11 protein-coding genes and 2 riboswitches are annotated in these 15944 nt (G+C 48.4%); of the genes, 7 read left to right on the top strand and 4 right to left on the bottom strand.

The window, feature by feature from the left end; translation table 11 throughout:
* Window positions 1-58 precede the first annotated feature (58 nt).
* Window positions 59-1414 carry an aminomethyl-transferring glycine dehydrogenase subunit GcvPA gene (gcvPA, locus tag PPA03S_RS18450; RefSeq protein WP_062324962.1) on the bottom strand — a complete coding sequence of 452 codons (1356 nt, stop codon included), beginning with the start codon at window positions 1412-1414 and terminating at the stop codon, window positions 59-61.
* The gene (gene gcvT / locus PPA03S_RS18445) at window positions 1411-2547 is read right to left on the bottom strand and encodes a glycine cleavage system aminomethyltransferase GcvT (RefSeq protein WP_062324960.1); all 1137 of its coding nucleotides are present in this window, start codon (window positions 2545-2547) and stop codon (window positions 1411-1413) included. The genes gcvPA and gcvT overlap by 4 nt, the downstream gene beginning before the upstream one ends.
* Window positions 2548-2744: 197 nt before the next feature.
* Window positions 2745-2845, bottom strand: a riboswitch (glycine riboswitch).
* Between the two features lie 3 nt (window positions 2846-2848).
* Window positions 2849-2970, bottom strand: a riboswitch (glycine riboswitch).
* A 346-nt stretch (window positions 2971-3316) separates the two neighbouring features.
* On the opposite strand from gcvT, the gene gcvH reads away from it, so the two are divergent.
* From gcvH to PPA03S_RS18420, 5 genes are all read left to right on the top strand, one after another.
* A complete protein-coding gene (gene gcvH / locus PPA03S_RS18440) occupies window positions 3317-3706 on the top strand; it encodes a glycine cleavage system protein GcvH (protein WP_062324957.1) in 390 nt (129 codons plus the stop codon).
* A 501-nt stretch (window positions 3707-4207) separates the two neighbouring features.
* A complete protein-coding gene (locus PPA03S_RS18435; protein WP_062324955.1) occupies window positions 4208-5674 on the top strand; it encodes a PTS mannitol transporter subunit IIBC in 1467 nt (488 codons plus the stop codon).
* A complete protein-coding gene (locus PPA03S_RS18430; protein ID WP_062324953.1) occupies window positions 5674-7779 on the top strand; it encodes a BglG family transcription antiterminator in 2106 nt (701 codons plus the stop codon). Before PPA03S_RS18435 ends, PPA03S_RS18430 begins: the two co-directional genes overlap by 1 nt.
* The gene (locus tag PPA03S_RS18425) at window positions 7776-8210 is read left to right on the top strand and encodes a PTS mannitol transporter subunit IIA (RefSeq protein ID WP_062324951.1); all 435 of its coding nucleotides are present in this window, start codon (window positions 7776-7778) and stop codon (window positions 8208-8210) included. Before PPA03S_RS18430 ends, PPA03S_RS18425 begins: the two co-directional genes overlap by 4 nt.
* Window positions 8207-9358, top strand: coding sequence for a mannitol-1-phosphate 5-dehydrogenase (locus PPA03S_RS18420; RefSeq protein ID WP_062324949.1), 1152 nt, complete (start codon window positions 8207-8209; stop codon window positions 9356-9358). Before PPA03S_RS18425 ends, PPA03S_RS18420 begins: the two co-directional genes overlap by 4 nt.
* A gap of 53 nt (window positions 9359-9411) precedes the next feature.
* Here PPA03S_RS18420 and PPA03S_RS32395 read toward each other — a convergent pair whose 3' ends face one another.
* Together PPA03S_RS32395 and PPA03S_RS18415 are read right to left on the bottom strand one after the other, a co-directional pair.
* Window positions 9412-9660 carry a cysteine-rich CWC family protein gene (locus PPA03S_RS32395; RefSeq protein ID WP_245683661.1) on the bottom strand — a complete coding sequence of 83 codons (249 nt, stop codon included), beginning with the start codon at window positions 9658-9660 and terminating at the stop codon, window positions 9412-9414.
* Window positions 9661-9753: 93 nt separating this feature from the next.
* The gene (locus tag PPA03S_RS18415; protein ID WP_062324947.1) at window positions 9754-11763 is read right to left on the bottom strand and encodes an endonuclease MutS2; all 2010 of its coding nucleotides are present in this window, start codon (window positions 11761-11763) and stop codon (window positions 9754-9756) included.
* Between the two features lie 579 nt (window positions 11764-12342).
* Between PPA03S_RS18415 and PPA03S_RS18410 the strand changes: the two genes are divergently transcribed.
* Together PPA03S_RS18410 and PPA03S_RS18405 are read left to right on the top strand one after the other, a co-directional pair.
* The gene (locus PPA03S_RS18410) at window positions 12343-14679 is read left to right on the top strand and encodes a helix-turn-helix domain-containing protein (protein ID WP_062324945.1); all 2337 of its coding nucleotides are present in this window, start codon (window positions 12343-12345) and stop codon (window positions 14677-14679) included.
* Window positions 14680-14962: 283 nt separating this feature from the next.
* Window positions 14963-15916: an ABC transporter permease gene (locus PPA03S_RS18405; RefSeq protein ID WP_062324943.1), complete on the top strand. Its 954-nt coding sequence runs from the start codon at window positions 14963-14965 to the stop codon at window positions 15914-15916.
* Window positions 15917-15944: the final 28 nt, after the last annotated feature.

Below are 15944 nucleotides of genomic sequence, written 5' to 3'. Positions count from 1 at the left end.
TGGCCTGTTGCTGAAGTTGTCGTCGTTGTCTTTGTTGTCTTTGTTGTCGTTTCCTGAGTCACAGCGATCCCTCCAATACACGTGCGAATTCGTCGATCTCTTCCTTGCTGCGTCGTTCAGTAACCGCAATCAGCATATGTCCGGCGAGCTCTGGATAATCACGTCCGAGTTCATAGCCACCAATGAAACCCGCATCGAGCAATTTCAGCTGTAGTGGTTCCATATTTGTTCCTTCAGGCATCTGGATGACAAACTCATTGAATGTAGGTGCAGTAAATGTCAGAGAGACGCCTGGAATTGCGGTAAGTGTGTTAAGGGCATAATGGCTCTTTTGCAAATTTAAATCAGCGACGTCAATCATGCCTTGTTTACCCATAATGGACATATAGACAGAGGCGCTCAGCGCAAGCAGAGCCTGGTTGGAACAGATGTTGGACGTCGCCTTTTCCCGGCGAATATGCTGTTCCCGTGCTTGCAGCGTGAGTACAAAACCTCTCTTGCCATTGCGATCCGTGGTCTGGCCTACAATTCGGCCAGGAATCCGGCGCATATGAGCCTGGGATACGGCGAAATATCCGCATGTTGGGCCGCCGAGTGAAGCGGCGATGCCAAGGGGCTGTGCGTCACCAACGACGATGTCAGCACCCAGCTTGCCTGGGGCTTCCAGCAGACCCAGCGATAGCGGGTTGGCGCTGACCACGAGCAGGCTCTTGTGCGCATGCGCAAGGTCTGCGGCCTGTTTTACATTTTCCACGGCGCCGAAGAAATTCGGGCTCTGGACCATGACGGCTGCGGTGTCATCGGACACGGCGGCTTGCAGGGCATCCCAGTCTGTTACACCGTTTTGATATCCAATCTCGACAATTTCCAGATTGAGGCCATGAGCATAAGCTTGCAATACCTGACGGGACTCGGGATGCACGGTACGTGACACAATCAGCTGTTTGCGGCGGGTTGCCGCAGCGGCCAGATTGCCTGCTTCCGCAAATGCAGTCGCACCATCGTACATGCTGGCATTGGCTACAGCCATGCCTGTTAACTCACAGATGTAGGATTGAAACTCGAAAATCGCCTGTAATTCTCCTTGGCTGATCTCGGGTTGATAAGGTGTATAAGCTGTATAGAACTCGGAACGGGAGATGACATGATTAATGACGGAAGGAACGTGGTGATCATAAATGCCTGCGCCCAGGAAACTGGCGTGTGTCTCGAAGTTGGCATTGGCTGCCGCTTGCTTCGACATATGACGTGTCAGTGCATATTCATCCAGTTTGGAGGAAACAGGCAGTTCACCCTGATAGCGAATTTCCTGTGGTATGTCATGGAACAGATCCTCAATCGTTTCCACGCCGATGGTTGCCAGCATTGCACTTTGATCCTGCTCGGTCATGGGAATGTAGCGATGCTTGCTCATGCTTGATCAGCTCCTTGAGTAGGTGTCTTTGGTGCGCGTGTCCGTTTATGAAAAGGGGTCTTCACGACCTCGGATTTCAGTTTCTTGCCGCGAATTTCAATCTCCAGCGGGGTACCCAGTGCAGCATATTGGCTGTCAATCAAGGCCAGCCCCAGATTGCGTTTGAGTGTAGGCGATTGGGTGCCTGTGGTCACTTCACCAATCTGTACGCCTTCAGCGTAAATCGGATAATGAGGGCGTGGAATGCCGCGCTCCAGCACTTCGATGCCAACCAGCTTGCGAGCAGGTCCATCCTTTTTTTGCTGCGACAAGGCTTCATGTCCGATAAACGGCCCGGCATCCAGCTTCACAAACATGCCAACACCAGCCTCCAGCGGCGAGATGGTTGCCGACAACTCCTGCCCATAGAGGGGAAGCTTGGCTTCAAAGCGCAGCGTATCCCGGGCACCCAGTCCTGCCGGAACGAGTCCGTGACCTTCTCCGGCCTGCATCAATCCGTTCCAGACTGCAGCGGCCTGTTCCGCAGGAACGTAGAGCTCAAAGCCGTCTTCGCCGGTATATCCGGTGCGGGATAACAGCAATGTAACACCACATACCTTCGCATTCTGCACAAAACGGAAAGGCTCAATCGAAGATACATCGGTGTCTGTCACTGTTCCGAGAATGTCCACTGCCAGCGGACCTTGCAGGGCGAGCAGCGCCGTATGCTCCGAATCATTGGTCATGGTTACGCCTGGCGTCATGTGCTGTTGCAGCCATGCCCAGTCCTTGTCGATGTTGGAGGCGTTAACCACCAGCATATAATGCTGCTCTTTCAGTTTATAGATCAGCAGATCATCGACCACGCCGCCATCCGGATAACACATTAACGTATATTGGGCCTGACCAGGAACGATTGTTGTTACATCATTGGTGGTCATGTGCTGTAAAAAAGCTTCCGCCTGTTCACCTTGTACGGTGAATTCACCCATGTGGGATACGTCAAATAATCCGGCACGTTCTCGCACCGCTTCATGCTCTTTCTGAATTCCGCTGAATTGTACCGGGAGCTCCCAGCCGCCAAAATCAATGCATCGTACGCCTTCATATTGCTGATAGAGTGGAAAGAGTGGGGTTCTAAGCAAATCGGACATCCAATCACCTCGTCATAGGCCGTCAACCGGCCGAGTGTATAACCGTGGATCAATGAATCTGGCATCATATTTGATTATAAAAGTATGGGAAGGACGCTATAGGCAGCGCCGCTCTATAACCTGTTTTCGTTTTTTTGGGAAAAAAGAAAAGGACAGGCCAAAGAACCGGCATGCCAGAAGCACGCTGTATTCTAAGGCTCTGTCCTTGGTACCTGAGAGTTACCCCGCCGCCTGATGCAGCAGGTTTCCCCTTGGGTGATCATAACGCCCGCACAGGGCGAATAGATGCTCTCCAGAGTTGCGTCCCGTAAAAGTCCTTTTGCCTGAGAGATTCACCTCCGCTTGTCGGTGGTTTACTCCTTCGGCGTTACCGCATGTCACCCTGATTCGGGTGTCAAGGGTAATCTCTCCCTTTACATTCATCCGCGGGTAGTGCATACACCAATATAAACATTTACTACTCTCATTAAAGCCTGAATCGACTATTGATGTCAAGAACGATATCATTGAAATTGATAAAAAACACGAATGATATTTTAAATTAATTTTATAATGTTCGTATATTTATAAAGGGTGCGCTTACTTTTCAAATATTCACCATTATATGTAGGGAGAGTCCATTGGAGTTACAGGCATATAAGGAAGAATATTAAATAAATTGTAAGGTATCTTGACATTTGAATCTAAAATATCATACGCTATGTTCTGGGAAAAAGGTTAAGGTCAAAGAAACGCATGCACTCATTAATGAAAAGCGAGGCGGATATCGATGAGCGAATTGAAAAGTGATTTCCTGTACAGTGAAGAGCACGAATGGGTGCAAACCGTAGGGGAGGATACCGTACGAATTGGTATTACCGAGTTCGCGCAGCATCAGCTGGGTGACATTGTGTTTGTGGAACTGCCTGACCTTGAATCGGATGTAAAAGCGGAAGACAGCATTGGAACGATTGAATCCGTCAAGACGGTTTCGGATTTGTTTTCACCTGTTAGCGGGACGATTATTGCTGTAAATGATGCATTGCAGGATTCCCCGGAGCTGGTCAACAACTCTCCGTATGAGGAAGGCTGGATGATTGAGATTCGAGTTGAAGGCGACCTGACAGCAGCACTATCCACACTGATGAATGCGGATGCGTATCGCAAACATACGGAATAATATTTTTGCGAATTCCAGGCTGAGGAGCTCAGTCAGAGCTTGATCCGATTGTCTATTTAATTTCAAAAAAATAAATCAATTGATATATATCTGAGTAGGGATACTGATCATTTGAACCATAGTTAAGGCGCAATTGCTTCATCTGAACCAAGATGAGGAACTGCGCCTTTTTTGCTGTTATTAACGCAGCAACGATATAGCATATATTTACATTTTATTTGTCATTAAAAAGCGGTTCTTCGTGGGTATGATACGTGAAAGAGATATAACTTTTCATTGCCTCTACAAGGTTAAGCCAATTAGACTATCCTTCAAATTTAAATCTTGTCATCAACGTTCATGACGGAAGTAGGTTTTCATTTCGTTGTAGAAGATACCGTTTTCATTTACGATATGGTTGTGAAATGAAGATTTATTTCAGATTTGTACTTTGTTCGTCTGGATCATCGTTTTCAGAAATTCAGTGGGATGAAGGTTTAATATGTTGAGGAGGTTTTCGATATGAGTTCAGTGGACGCAAAGTCCGAAAAGAGCGGAGGAATACGGGTGGGCGTTCAGAAGTTTGGACGTTTCCTGAGCGGTATGGTTATGCCGAACATGGGTGCATTTATCGCCTGGGGTCTAATTACGGCATTGTTCATTCCAAAAGGATGGTTCCCTAACGCAGATTTTGCGTTGCTGGTTGATCCAATGATCAAATATTTGCTGCCTTTGCTGATCGGTTACACAGGCGGTACCATGGTGCACGGCCAACGTGGTGGTGTAGTCGGTGCGATTATGACCATCGGGGTTATTGTCGGCAGTGACATTCCCATGTTTCTTGGCGCTATGATTGCCGGACCATTGGGAGCCTGGGTTATTAAGAAATTTGACAAGGCTGTCGATGGCAAAATCAAATCCGGGTTTGAGATGCTGGTTAACAACTTCTCTGCCGGTATTATTGGTGGGATTCTGGCCCTTCTGGCCCTTAAAGGGATCGGGCCTTTCGTTGAAGCGATTAGCAAGGTGTTATCGGCCGGGGTAGAAGTTTTGATGAATGCCGGTCTTCTCCCGCTGGTCAATCTGATCATTGAGCCAGGAAAAGTATTATTCCTGAACAATGCGATCAACCATGGTATTCTGACACCAATTGCTACGGATCAAGCAAGAGAATTGGGTCAATCCGTATTATTTATGCTCGAATCCAATCCAGGACCTGGACTCGGCATTTTGCTGGCATACTGCTTCTTCGGTCGCGGATCAGCCAAATCTTCTGCTCCAGGTGCTGTAATCATCCATTTCTTTGGCGGGATTCACGAGATTTATTTCCCTTACATTCTGATGAGACCGATACTGATTCTGGCTGCGATGGCTGGTGGTGTAGCGGGTACATTGACCTTTATGCTAACTGGAGCTGGTTTGGTATCAGCACCGTCACCGGGAAGTATAATTGCTTACTCGTTGTTAACACCTAGGGGTGGATACCTTGGCATGTTTGCAGGAGTAGCCGTAGCTGCGATCATCTCGTTCCTCGTAGCATCCATACTGCTCAAAACGGGTAAACAGAAGGACGACGAAGATCTGGACAGTGCTTCCAACCGCATGAAAGATATGAAAAATCAGGGCAAAACGGGCAACCTCACCGTTGATAAAGACAATCGTGAAGCTGACCGTGCAGCCGATATTGCTTCTTCGGCAGTAAAAACGGATATCAATAAAATTGTATTCTCCTGTGATGCAGGTATGGGTTCGAGTGCCATGGGTGCCTCGATTCTGCGGAAGAAAATGAAGGCAGCCGGTGTGGATGTCGCTGTAACCAACACGGCGATCAGTGAGATTCCACAAGATGCCGACATCGTCATCACACAGAAAACATTGACAGACCGGGCCAAATCCGTGGCTCCAAATGCAGAGCATATTTCCATCGATAACTTCCTGAAGAGTCCTGAATATGAGGCACTGGTGGAGCGCCTCAAATCCGACTCCTGATGAGTAATATTACAAGGAGACAGCGTGAGATCGTGGAGTTCCTGCTGGAGCATCCTCATGAGGTAACTGCTGGCGATATAGCTGTTGCGGTCAAAGTAAGCACTCGTACCGTACATCGAGAGTTGCAGATGATTGAACAATGGCTTGAGCCCCTTGGCATGAGATTGGAAAAAAAATCGGGAACCGGGGTTCGAATTGATCCCGGTTCCGATGATTTGGCCGTATTGCGTCAACAACTTGAGCTTAACGAATATGTGGAGTTTACGCCTGAAGAGCGTAAACTCTTCATGCTTTGTATTTTGCTTGATGAATCCGAGCCTGTGAAGCTGCTTGCATTGGCCTCAGATCTGAAGGTAACCGTGTCTACGGCAAGCAATGATCTGGACGATCTGGAGCCACGCATTCAGCTGGCGGGATTGAAGCTGGTTCGCAGACGTGGATATGGGGTCAAGATCAATGGAAGCGAGCTGGCTCATCGCATGGCTATCTCTGCGCTCGCTCTTGAATATCTGGATGAATCCGATTTGTTCGGTAGACAGGCGGAGCAGGGAGTTTCCAAAGTAAGCAGCAAACTTCTGGAAATGATAGGGCATGAGGATGTACTTACGGTCGAAAACGCGTTATGGCAGCCGGATATTGAGTGGTTGGAAAATATACCGGAGCGCCAATACATGAAGCTGCTGATCCAATTGTCTGTAGCGGTTGTGCGGATTCGCAAAGGCTTTGGCATAGGGCGGAGTACTCAACAAGACAAAAAAGACGTCGGAATGCCTCTGCAAGACGAGCGGAAGGTGCCGGAATATTTAGCTTCCCGTTTGTGCAGTGTTCTATCTGCCCAGCTTGGGATGGCGTTTGTGAGCGAAGAGCAGGCTTATTTTCACAGGCTGCTGATTGAAATCGAGCAATCGATTCATTCCTCGCGTCTGCTGCCCGTAGACGATCTGGTCTTACTCGACATGGTTCGTTCCCTCACAGATCGGATGCAGCAGAAAACTCATTATTCGTTCCATGAGGATCGTCTGCTCCGTGAAGGTCTGATTGCCCATATGGAGCCGGTGCTGGAACGAATGAAGGGGCGGCAGCTAATCCGTAATCCGCTGCTTCAGCAGATCCGCAAGGATTATGAATCACTGTTTGAGGATGTAAAGGAAGCGGTCCATTTTGCTTGGCCCAATACGGATGTGCCGGATGAGGAGATTGGATTTCTAGTGATGCACTTCGGTGCTTCCATTGAACGGCTGCGGGTGTTGAAACGTGAAATCAGGGCTGTCGTCGTCTGTACCAGCGGGATCGGATCTTCACGGATGTTATCGAGCCGTCTGTCCAAGGAAATTCCCGAAATTCGGATTGTGGACAGCGTGTCCTGGTATGAAGCCGCACGTATACCGAAGACGGATTATGATCTGGTTCTTTCTACTGTGGATCTGCCAATGGATAAACATCAATACTACAAGGTAAGCCCACTGCTAACGGCTGAAGAAAGTGAACGTTTAAGGCACTTCATCAGGACAACGACGCTTCAGCGGGAACATAGTCCCCCATCTAAAGCAGATTCAAGGACAACAGGACGGATTTCCGATCCAGTTGGACTGGAAGCCACTCTGATTGAAATTGTACAGATTATCGGCAAGTTTCAGGTGTTCCCGCTGGATAATCAGGAGTTTGGATTTTTGGAAACGGCCTACGCCATGTGCAATGTTTTGCATCAATCCGGTGTGTTGAATAATCCAGAAGAGATCGCCAGGCTGCTGGAGGAGCGTGAAGCGATTGGAAGCCAGAAAATTCCGGGGACATCCCTCGCGCTGTTCCATACACGCAGTGATGGCATCTACAGGCCTTCGATCACGCTCTTCCAGTTGTCAGAGCCGCTTCTGTGCACGCCGGATGACCCGGCAGGTGTCAGTCACGTGCTCTTGATGCTTGGGCCCAGGGAGCTGTCCAAGGAAAGCTTGGAGGTACTAAGTGAGATCAGTGCACTATTGCTGCAGGAAGAAATGATTACATTACTTGAAAAAGGGAACCGGGATGATCTTATTCATTACTTATCCCAAGAGCTTGCGGGATTTTACCGCAGCAAAACAGAAATTGGAGGTATACAAACATGAGTATGTTAACGAAAGATAAAGTCATCATGAATGCAACGGCTCAGGACAAATACGAAGCGATTCGTATGGCAGGACAAATTTTGAAGGATGCGGGGCATATCACTGCTGAATACATTGACAAAATGCTGGAACGTGAAGAAATTGTTTCCACATATGTCGGCAACGGACTTGCGATTCCACACGGTACGAAGGAATCCAAATCATTTATCCTGTCCACAGGCATATCGGTTATTCAGTTCCCGCAGGGCGTTGATTTTGGGGAAGAGAAAGCGTATATGGTGATTGGGATCGCCGCTCAGGGCGGAGAACATATGGAGATTCTGACCAGCATCGCAGTCATCTGCGCCGAGGAAGAGAACATGGAAGCTTTGCGTCATGCTCAAACCGCTGAAGAAGTCATTACTATTTTGGAAAGTGAAATGGAACTATGAAGGCCCTTCATTTTGGAGCAGGTAACATTGGACGTGGCTTTATCGGTTTGATTCTGTCCCGTGCAGGCTACAATGTCGTTTTCTCGGACGTTAACCAGGAGTTGGTTACGGCTCTAGAGCAGCGAGGAGAGTACACGGTTGAGCTGGCTAACGAGGCCAAGGATCTGGAGACAGTTACGGGTGTGAGTGCGATCGATGGAACCAATCTGGATACCGTTGCCCAGAACGTTGCAGAAGCTGAACTGATCACAACCGCAGTGGGTGTGGGCATTTTGAAACATATTGCTCCCGGTATTGCCAAAGGACTTACGTCCAGACTGGGAACGGGCAATGTCTTCCAGCCCCTTCACATTATTGCCTGTGAAAATGCAATTGGAGCCAGCACTCAGTTGAAAGAACATGTATATGGTCTGCTTGATGAGCGTACTCGCCTGCTTGCGGATCAGTATGTGTATTTCCCGGATTCAGCCGTAGATCGGATTGTTCCGATTCAGCATCATGAAGATCCCTTGCATGTACAGGTAGAGCCTTTCTATGAATGGGTTGTTGACCGTTCACAAATGGCTCCTGCGTTCAAGCCGATTGAGGGTGTAATGTATGTTGATGATTTGGAGCCTTATATCGAGCGCAAGCTGTTTACCGTAAACACGGGACACTGCATTGCAGCCTATATTGGATATGTGAACGGGTATGATACCATTCAGAAGGCCATTGCCGATGAAAAAGTCAAATCCATTGTATATGGGGCCTTGCAGGAAACCGGAGCAGTTTTGGTGAAGCGTTTTGGATTCAATGCGGATGATCACCAGCTGTACATCGCCAAAATATTGGAACGGTTCGTTAACCCGCATCTGACGGATGAGGTAACTCGTGTAGGACGTTCGCCGTTGCGGAAACTGTCCCCGAACGACCGTCTGGTTCGCCCGGCTCTCCAGGCTTACGAGTATGGAACGGAGACGACACATTTGGCGATGGGTATGGCAGCTGCCTGCAAGTTTGACGTTTCCGAAGACCCGGAAGCGGTGGAACTTCTGACTACGATCCAGCAAAAAGGGATTGAAGCAGCACTCAGCCAGTATACGTCCATGGACGAGAACCATCCTGTACTGAAACAGGCTGTAGAGCACTATCATCAAATGCAGAAGTAACTGATCTTCACTTCAATACAATGCAATGTCGATAGAAGAAGAGCCTCACAGGGTTAACTGTGGGGCTCTTCTTCTTGTTCTGTCTTCTTTTTATACGTATCCAAACATGACTTACATATACAGGACTTCCTGCGCAGTTCTGCTGGAATGGGGTCAAACACCCCTTCGGGGAACACGGCCTGGTTGCACCAGCACTCCGAATGAGGACGGCCTGCGGCGTAGGAACAGCCATTGGCTTCTCCGCATAATGGACATACAAGAACATCAGGAGTCATCTTGTTGGTATTTTGCTCAACAGACATACGAGCCTTCTTCCCCCTTGTGATAAATCAACCACTAACGATCGATAGACTAAATACGCTATTCCAACTCAACCCATTATACCAATGTTGTAGTTATTCTTCAGGTGGTAATTCAATCATCAATCCTTCCACATGTTTACGGCTCATCAGTTTGCGTTTCTTCCGATTTTCCTTGGTCTCCAGTACAATGTCGAGGTCATAGTCGTCGCCTGGATAAAGTTCCTGTGCGGATATATGCAGGGTCAGGCGTTTTTTGTGAATTTTGACTTTACGTCCTCGCAGCATAACTCCGATGTTTCCACGACTGTCCTCCAGATCACAGACGATCCCTGACTGGTTTAGATAGGCAGCATACACACGATCTCCTTTACGGAATGCTTTGGCAGGGGCAGAGGATTCCGATGCTGCAGGTTGCTCGGACAGTTTTCTTGTGCCAGTTTGTATAGACGAGTTGATAGGTCCCAACCTGTTTTTTGTTTTATTCATGTGCTCTTGCTCTGTCGTGCTGCTTTTTTGTGATGGCGTAGAGTTCACAATGGGCACGGATGGAGTGAGGTTGGGAGACACATGCCGCGAGACACCCTGATCTGAAACGACTTTGGAGCGTTCAATAATGCGCTGTGGCATTCCCAGTTTCAGTGCGATGGAATAGGCGTAGCTCTCCCCGGCTTCACCAATCCGCAGTCGATAGAGAGGCTGGAGCGTGACCGTATCGAATTCCATCCGGGCATTCTCAAAACCCGGCGTAGCTGCCGCAAAGTGTTTAATTTCGCCAAAATGGGTTGTGGCAACCACTGTAGCTCCGCGGTGATGCAGCTCCTCCAGCATGGCGATGGAGAGACCCACACCCTCACCCGGGTCTGTGCCTGAAGCCATCTCATCGATAAGCACAAGCGTTGCTGAATTGGCTTGCTCCAGGATGCCGATCATATTGCGGATATGAGCAGAGAAGGTACTGAGTGCCTGCTCCAGGCTCTGTCCATCACCGATATCAACGGCGACTTCATGATACACAGCCATCTCGCCACCTTCAGCGACGGGCACCAGCAATCCGGATTGCATCATCAGGGTGAGCAGACCCAAGGTTTTGAGGGCTACGGTTTTGCCGCCCGTATTCGGCCCTGTAATGATGAGGGAGGAATACGTTTGACCGATTGCAAAATCAAGGGGAACCATGGATGCACCCATAAACGGATGGCGGGCATTCTGTATCCGAACCCGTCCGTCAGCATTAACACATACCATACGACCATCCATCGTCGCTGCATATTTCGCTTTGGCAAACAGGAAGTCCAGAATCCCTATCGTTTCTGTATTTAGTGCGATCTCGCGGCTATAGGACTCTGCAAGTGAGGTTAAGTCCCCCAGAATTTTCATTTCCTCCCGTGATTCCTCGGCTTGCAGCGAGGCCAGTTCCATCTGCAATCCTACTAGTTCAGCCGGCTCAATATATACCGTTTGACCGCTTCCCGATTCATCCAGCACACTGCCTTTAACGTGCTTCCGGAATTCCTTCTTAATAGGGAGCACGGTTCTTCCGCCGCGCTGGCTAATGACATTCTCCTGCATGATGGAGCGGTGTTTACTTACCAAAGAGTCCAGCTTGCGCTTCATGCGTTCTTCATTCACTGTCATTTTTTTGCGGATTCGAACCAATTCTTTGCTGGCCTGATCCTGTATGCGTCCACTGTGGATGCAGCGTTCAATTTCGCTTAACAGGGAATCCATTCCCATCATCGATGAAGCATAACGGCTGACCGTGGGAGCGGCTTCGGATTTCCCTTCCATGTACTTCATAAGCTGTGCGCAGCTGCGCAGAAATTGGGCGAGGTGGCTGAAGTCACGCTCACTGAATAGATAACCGGTGCCCAGCAGATCCATAATGGTTTCCATCCCTTCCAGCGAAGGAATGGGTACGCTGGCACCAAAGCGAATCAAAGCTGCTGCTTCAGCCGTCTCTTCCAGACGCATTTGAATCAGATGGGCGTCAACCATCGGTTTCATGTCTCTTGCATAACGTTTGCCTAAATAGGTTATCGCACAGGCTGCAAGATTTTTTTGGATTTGGGGGTAACCTAGACTGTTTAACGTGTTTTCATTCATGCTTGATCTCTCCTTGGAAAATAAGATGGAAGTACGGGTTAAGCAATGAAGCATATTCCTGAAAACGCAAAAAGGGCGGAGAATGAACAAACGTTCATTCTCCGCCCTTAACGTAGGGGAAAGCAGGGCCCATTACAGGTCTATACAAAAAAATCCACGCTGAACACAGCGCGGAAATAGACCCGGACACGTACAATCCCGGAGGCGATTTATGATATCCGCTGTTCTTAACTAAGTACAGGGTTATGGCGCATCATGAAATACACGTATGCCATAAGGCACAAGTGAATCGAAGGCCAAACTCCTGAATATGAAACTTGGTTAGTTAAGAACGCTCACCGACATCAAAATCTCTCCTTTGATTGAGGAATATGCAACCAATATAAACTGGAAATTACCTTGAAGTCAACCTTCAAGAATAAATAGTGGACTTGAATAACAATGGGTTTTAAAATAACAATAGTAAATTAATCCAATGAAAGCGATATTATACAACCTTTTTGCATTACACCGGAAGTCTATTCCGAAAGCGTTCTCGCTTAAATAAATGCAAAATACATACAAAGGGGGATGCTCTTTTTGCCTAAATACTTGCTGCGTCTGCTTTGTTTTACCATGATCCTTGGAGCCCTTCCGGTAATTGTGATTGGTTCGGTCTCGTATTCCATTGCTTCGCGTGATATTGAACAGAAGGTGCGTGAGAGTAATCTGCAGATTTTGCATCAGACCCAAATGCGGGTGGAACAAGTATTGCGCAGCCTGCAATTGTCGTCCATCCAATATGTGAATTCTCCACTGGTATTACAAGCGATGAAGAAACCGCTGGATAGTAGCGAATTTCAGGAAATAAGAGATCTGACATCCGGTTTCAACAATCTGCAAGCGGTTACGAATATCGATCAGGCCTATCTTGTCAATCTGGATGAAGATTGGGTCGTTTCCATGCGGTCATTTGGGAAAGTGGATGATTTCAGTATTCGGGACCGCATTGGCTCCTATTTAAAATATACAAACAGCTTATTCTGGGTCACTCAAAATAGGAGCTCAGCCAAAGAAAGTGTGCCGGTGTCTGCAGGGATGAGCGAAGCAGCACAGGAACCCGCACCTACCCTTATCTCATCAGACAATGTGGTGAGCATGGTGTTCAAAATTCCGATGGTGCCTACGAATGTGAAACCTAAAGGTCTGCTCGTGATCGATCTGGCTGATGCGGAGCTTAGCACATTTCTAAGTCGAAATCCGAATTCGGGAGATATGTATGTACTCGATCGGGATCAGAAGTATTTTCTCAATGACATGGAGCAAGACGGGAAATACGATACGCTCAACCAGGAAATTAATGAAAAAGTGGAGTCGACAGGTCTAGCGGAAGGATTCTTCAACGCTGAGGTGGAGGGAAGTCAGGTTGCGGTGAGTTACAGAAAGTCGCCGCTCAACGGCTGGTTATATGTATCCGTGGTGTCCCTGGGGCAGATTACCGCTCAGTCGCAAAAAATTGCATTGGTTACGGGTGTAGCCACACTAATCATGTTATGTATGACGGGACTGGTCGCCATCTACGGCAGTCGCCGGATGTATTCTCCGATATCCAGACTGCTCCAGTTTACCAAGGGACTGGATTCACCACTGGCTCCGTCGGGAAGACGCCAGGATGAATTTATCTACATCGAAGAGAGATTGTCTACCCTGTTTAGTTCGGAGAAAACAATGAGGGAACAGATGAAGGGCCAGCATATTCATTTACAGGAGTTTTTTATGACCAAACTGCTTACAGGCAAAATATCGGAAGAAGACTTCAGGTATCAGGGTGACCTGTACGATTTTCCTACATCATGGGCCAGGCTGGGCGTGCTGACACTTCAGATCGATACGCTTGAAGGGACAAGATATGAGGAGCAGGACCGGGACCTGCTGTTGTTTGCATTAAACAATATGGTGGGTGAACTGCTGTCATCGGAGATTCGTTTTGCCCCTGTTATGCTTGATGATGCCCAGGTTACGGTACTTGCGTCAGCGCTGGTTGATGAAGTACAGGTCAAAGAATGGATGCATACCCAGGCCGAGTTGATCCGTGAACGGGTTGTAACCTATCTCAATCTGCCTGTAAGTATCGGCATTAGCCGCTCCTATGCCAAGATAGGAGATTCACCAAGAGCTTACCAGGAGAGCCGGGAGGCCCTTCAGGGCAGGGTAAGTCTGGGCAGCCGCATTATTTTGCATTATGAGGATATTCAACCGCGAGGTCAGACGGAGGCAGCCTTATATACACAGCTCAGGATGATTGAAGATCAGTTGGCTTCTGCGCTCAAGCAAGGAGACGAGGAGAAAACCAATGCGTACTTTACGCAATATCTGGGTCTGCTCGCAGACAAGAAGCTGCACTTCAGCGAGTACCCCGTAATTATGGTTCAACTGTTATCTCGTGTGTACCAGCTCGTTCAGGAGCAGGGAGGGGATGTCGCTGAAGTATTGGGCGAAAAGGCCTCCATGGCACGACTGCTGAAGTTGTCTACACTGGATGAGATGACGAATTGGTTCCGCAAATGTTTATTTCAACCTGTCATTCGATTCTGGCGCGAGCAGGAGGAATCACAGTATTTGAATATTGCCCGGCGCATGATACGTCTGATCGAGGAGCGATATGATCGCGAGTTATCGCTGGAAGCCTGCGCAGAAGAACTGAATTTTCATCCGGTCTATCTGAGCCGTGTGTTCAAGAAGGAGGCCGGAGTGAACTTTACCGAATACCTTGCCGAATACCGTATGGAAAAAGCCAAGACTTGGCTGCAGACGACCAACCTGAAAATATCGGAGATTGCCGAGAAACTCAATTACACGAACCCTACCGCTTTTATCCGCACATTTCGTAAAATTACAGGAACGACTCCCGGAAAATATCGGGAACAGCAGCGTTAAACGAAAGGCCTGCTCTGCCTGTTATGGCAGGCAGGTTTTTCTATGTTCCAGATGGCGCTACGTTGCATCAATGGAGCAGAGTTAAGACGGGAATATCGGGGTTAAATACGGTTCATCGAAGGAGATTGTCCCCATTCAAAAATGCTCTAAACCCTTGCTGCTTAAGGAAAATTAAGAAGCTAAAACGAGACGATAGCCAGTTACCCGTTTATCCTCCACAATGAAGACATGAATTCAGGAAGTGATATTTTGTAATCGTTTCCAAAGTGGGGAGGAAGACACTATGAAAGCCGAAACGGCGGCTCGGACACGGCCCGCTACCCGCAGTGACAAAAACGTGCTGTGGAGGGACATCATCAAAAACCGGTGGCTCTACATTATGTTGATACCGGGTGTGCTTTACTTTGTTATCTTCAAATACATACCGATGTATGGCATTACGATGGCTTTTCAGGATTATACGCCGTACAAGGGCATTCTGGGCAGTGACTGGGTAGGGTTCAAGCACTTCCAGCGTTTCTTCGGAGAACCGCAGTTCTGGACCTTATTCCGGAATACATTTTTACTGGCCATCTATAACATGGTGTTCTTCTTCCCGCTGCCCATTGTGCTGGCGCTCATGATGAATGAAGTTCGCCGTGAACGGTTCAAACGCTTTGTACAGACGCTGGTATATGTTCCGCACTTTGTTTCCTGGGTGGTTGTTGTGGGTGTGTTCTACATGCTGTTCACAACTGAAGGCGGTGCCATTAATGAATTGCTCTATAACCTGACGGGACAAAAAGTGGCTTTCCTGCTTGAGCCTGGCTGGTTCCGAACGATGATTGTCGGACAATCCATCTGGAAAGAGGTGGGCTGGGGAACCATTATTTTCCTTGCAGCCCTATCCGGCGTAGACACACAGCTCTATGAAGCTGCGCGGATGGATGGCGCCAATCGCTGGCGTCAGACCTGGCACATCACGCTGCCTGCTATCCGTAGCACGATCATTATTTTGCTCATTCTGCGTCTGGGCAACTTCCTGGATACAGGCTTTGAACAGATCTTCCTGATGCTGACGCCGACCAATCGGGATGTGGGTGAGGTATTTGATACCTATGTCTACACGAAAGGTCTCACACAGGCACAGTACAGTTATAGTGCTGCTGTCGGTTTGTTCAAATCAGTCGTCGGGCTGGCGCTTGTACTGGGTGCCAATACGATGGCCAAAAAATTCGGGGAGGAAGGCGTCTACTAACGCGTGGCAGCGGACGTTCTTCACCAGA

Origin of the sequence: Paenibacillus pabuli NBRC 13638 (genome assembly GCF_001514495.1) — a bacterium.
In the GTDB taxonomy this organism is placed as follows: Bacteria; Bacillota; Bacilli; order Paenibacillales; family Paenibacillaceae; genus Paenibacillus; species Paenibacillus pabuli.
The sequence above is the reverse complement of the archived record's forward strand: the minus strand, read 5'-3'. Positions and strand labels throughout refer to the sequence as shown.

What these genes read in the sequence shown, in the direction of transcription:
- gcvPA (WP_062324962.1), bottom strand. Translation starts at nt 1,414, where the DNA reads ATGAGCAAGCATCGCTACATTCCCATGACCGAGCAGGATCAAAGTGCA.
- gcvT (WP_062324960.1), bottom strand. Translation starts at nt 2,547, where the DNA reads ATGTCCGATTTGCTTAGAACCCCACTCTTTCCACTCTATCAGCAATAT.
- gcvH (WP_062324957.1), top strand. Translation starts at nt 3,317, where the DNA reads ATGAGCGAATTGAAAAGTGATTTCCTGTACAGTGAAGAGCACGAATGG.
- PPA03S_RS18435 (WP_062324955.1), top strand. Translation starts at nt 4,208, where the DNA reads ATGAGTTCAGTGGACGCAAAGTCCGAAAAGAGCGGAGGAATACGGGTG.
- PPA03S_RS18430 (WP_062324953.1), top strand. Translation starts at nt 5,674, where the DNA reads ATGAGTAATATTACAAGGAGACAGCGTGAGATCGTGGAGTTCCTGCTG.
- PPA03S_RS18425 (WP_062324951.1), top strand. Translation starts at nt 7,776, where the DNA reads ATGAGTATGTTAACGAAAGATAAAGTCATCATGAATGCAACGGCTCAG.
- PPA03S_RS18420 (WP_062324949.1), top strand. Translation starts at nt 8,207, where the DNA reads ATGAAGGCCCTTCATTTTGGAGCAGGTAACATTGGACGTGGCTTTATC.
- PPA03S_RS32395 (WP_245683661.1), bottom strand. Translation starts at nt 9,660, where the DNA reads ATGTCTGTTGAGCAAAATACCAACAAGATGACTCCTGATGTTCTTGTA.
- PPA03S_RS18415 (WP_062324947.1), bottom strand. Translation starts at nt 11,763, where the DNA reads ATGAATGAAAACACGTTAAACAGTCTAGGTTACCCCCAAATCCAAAAA.
- PPA03S_RS18405 (WP_062324943.1), top strand. Translation starts at nt 14,963, where the DNA reads ATGAAAGCCGAAACGGCGGCTCGGACACGGCCCGCTACCCGCAGTGAC.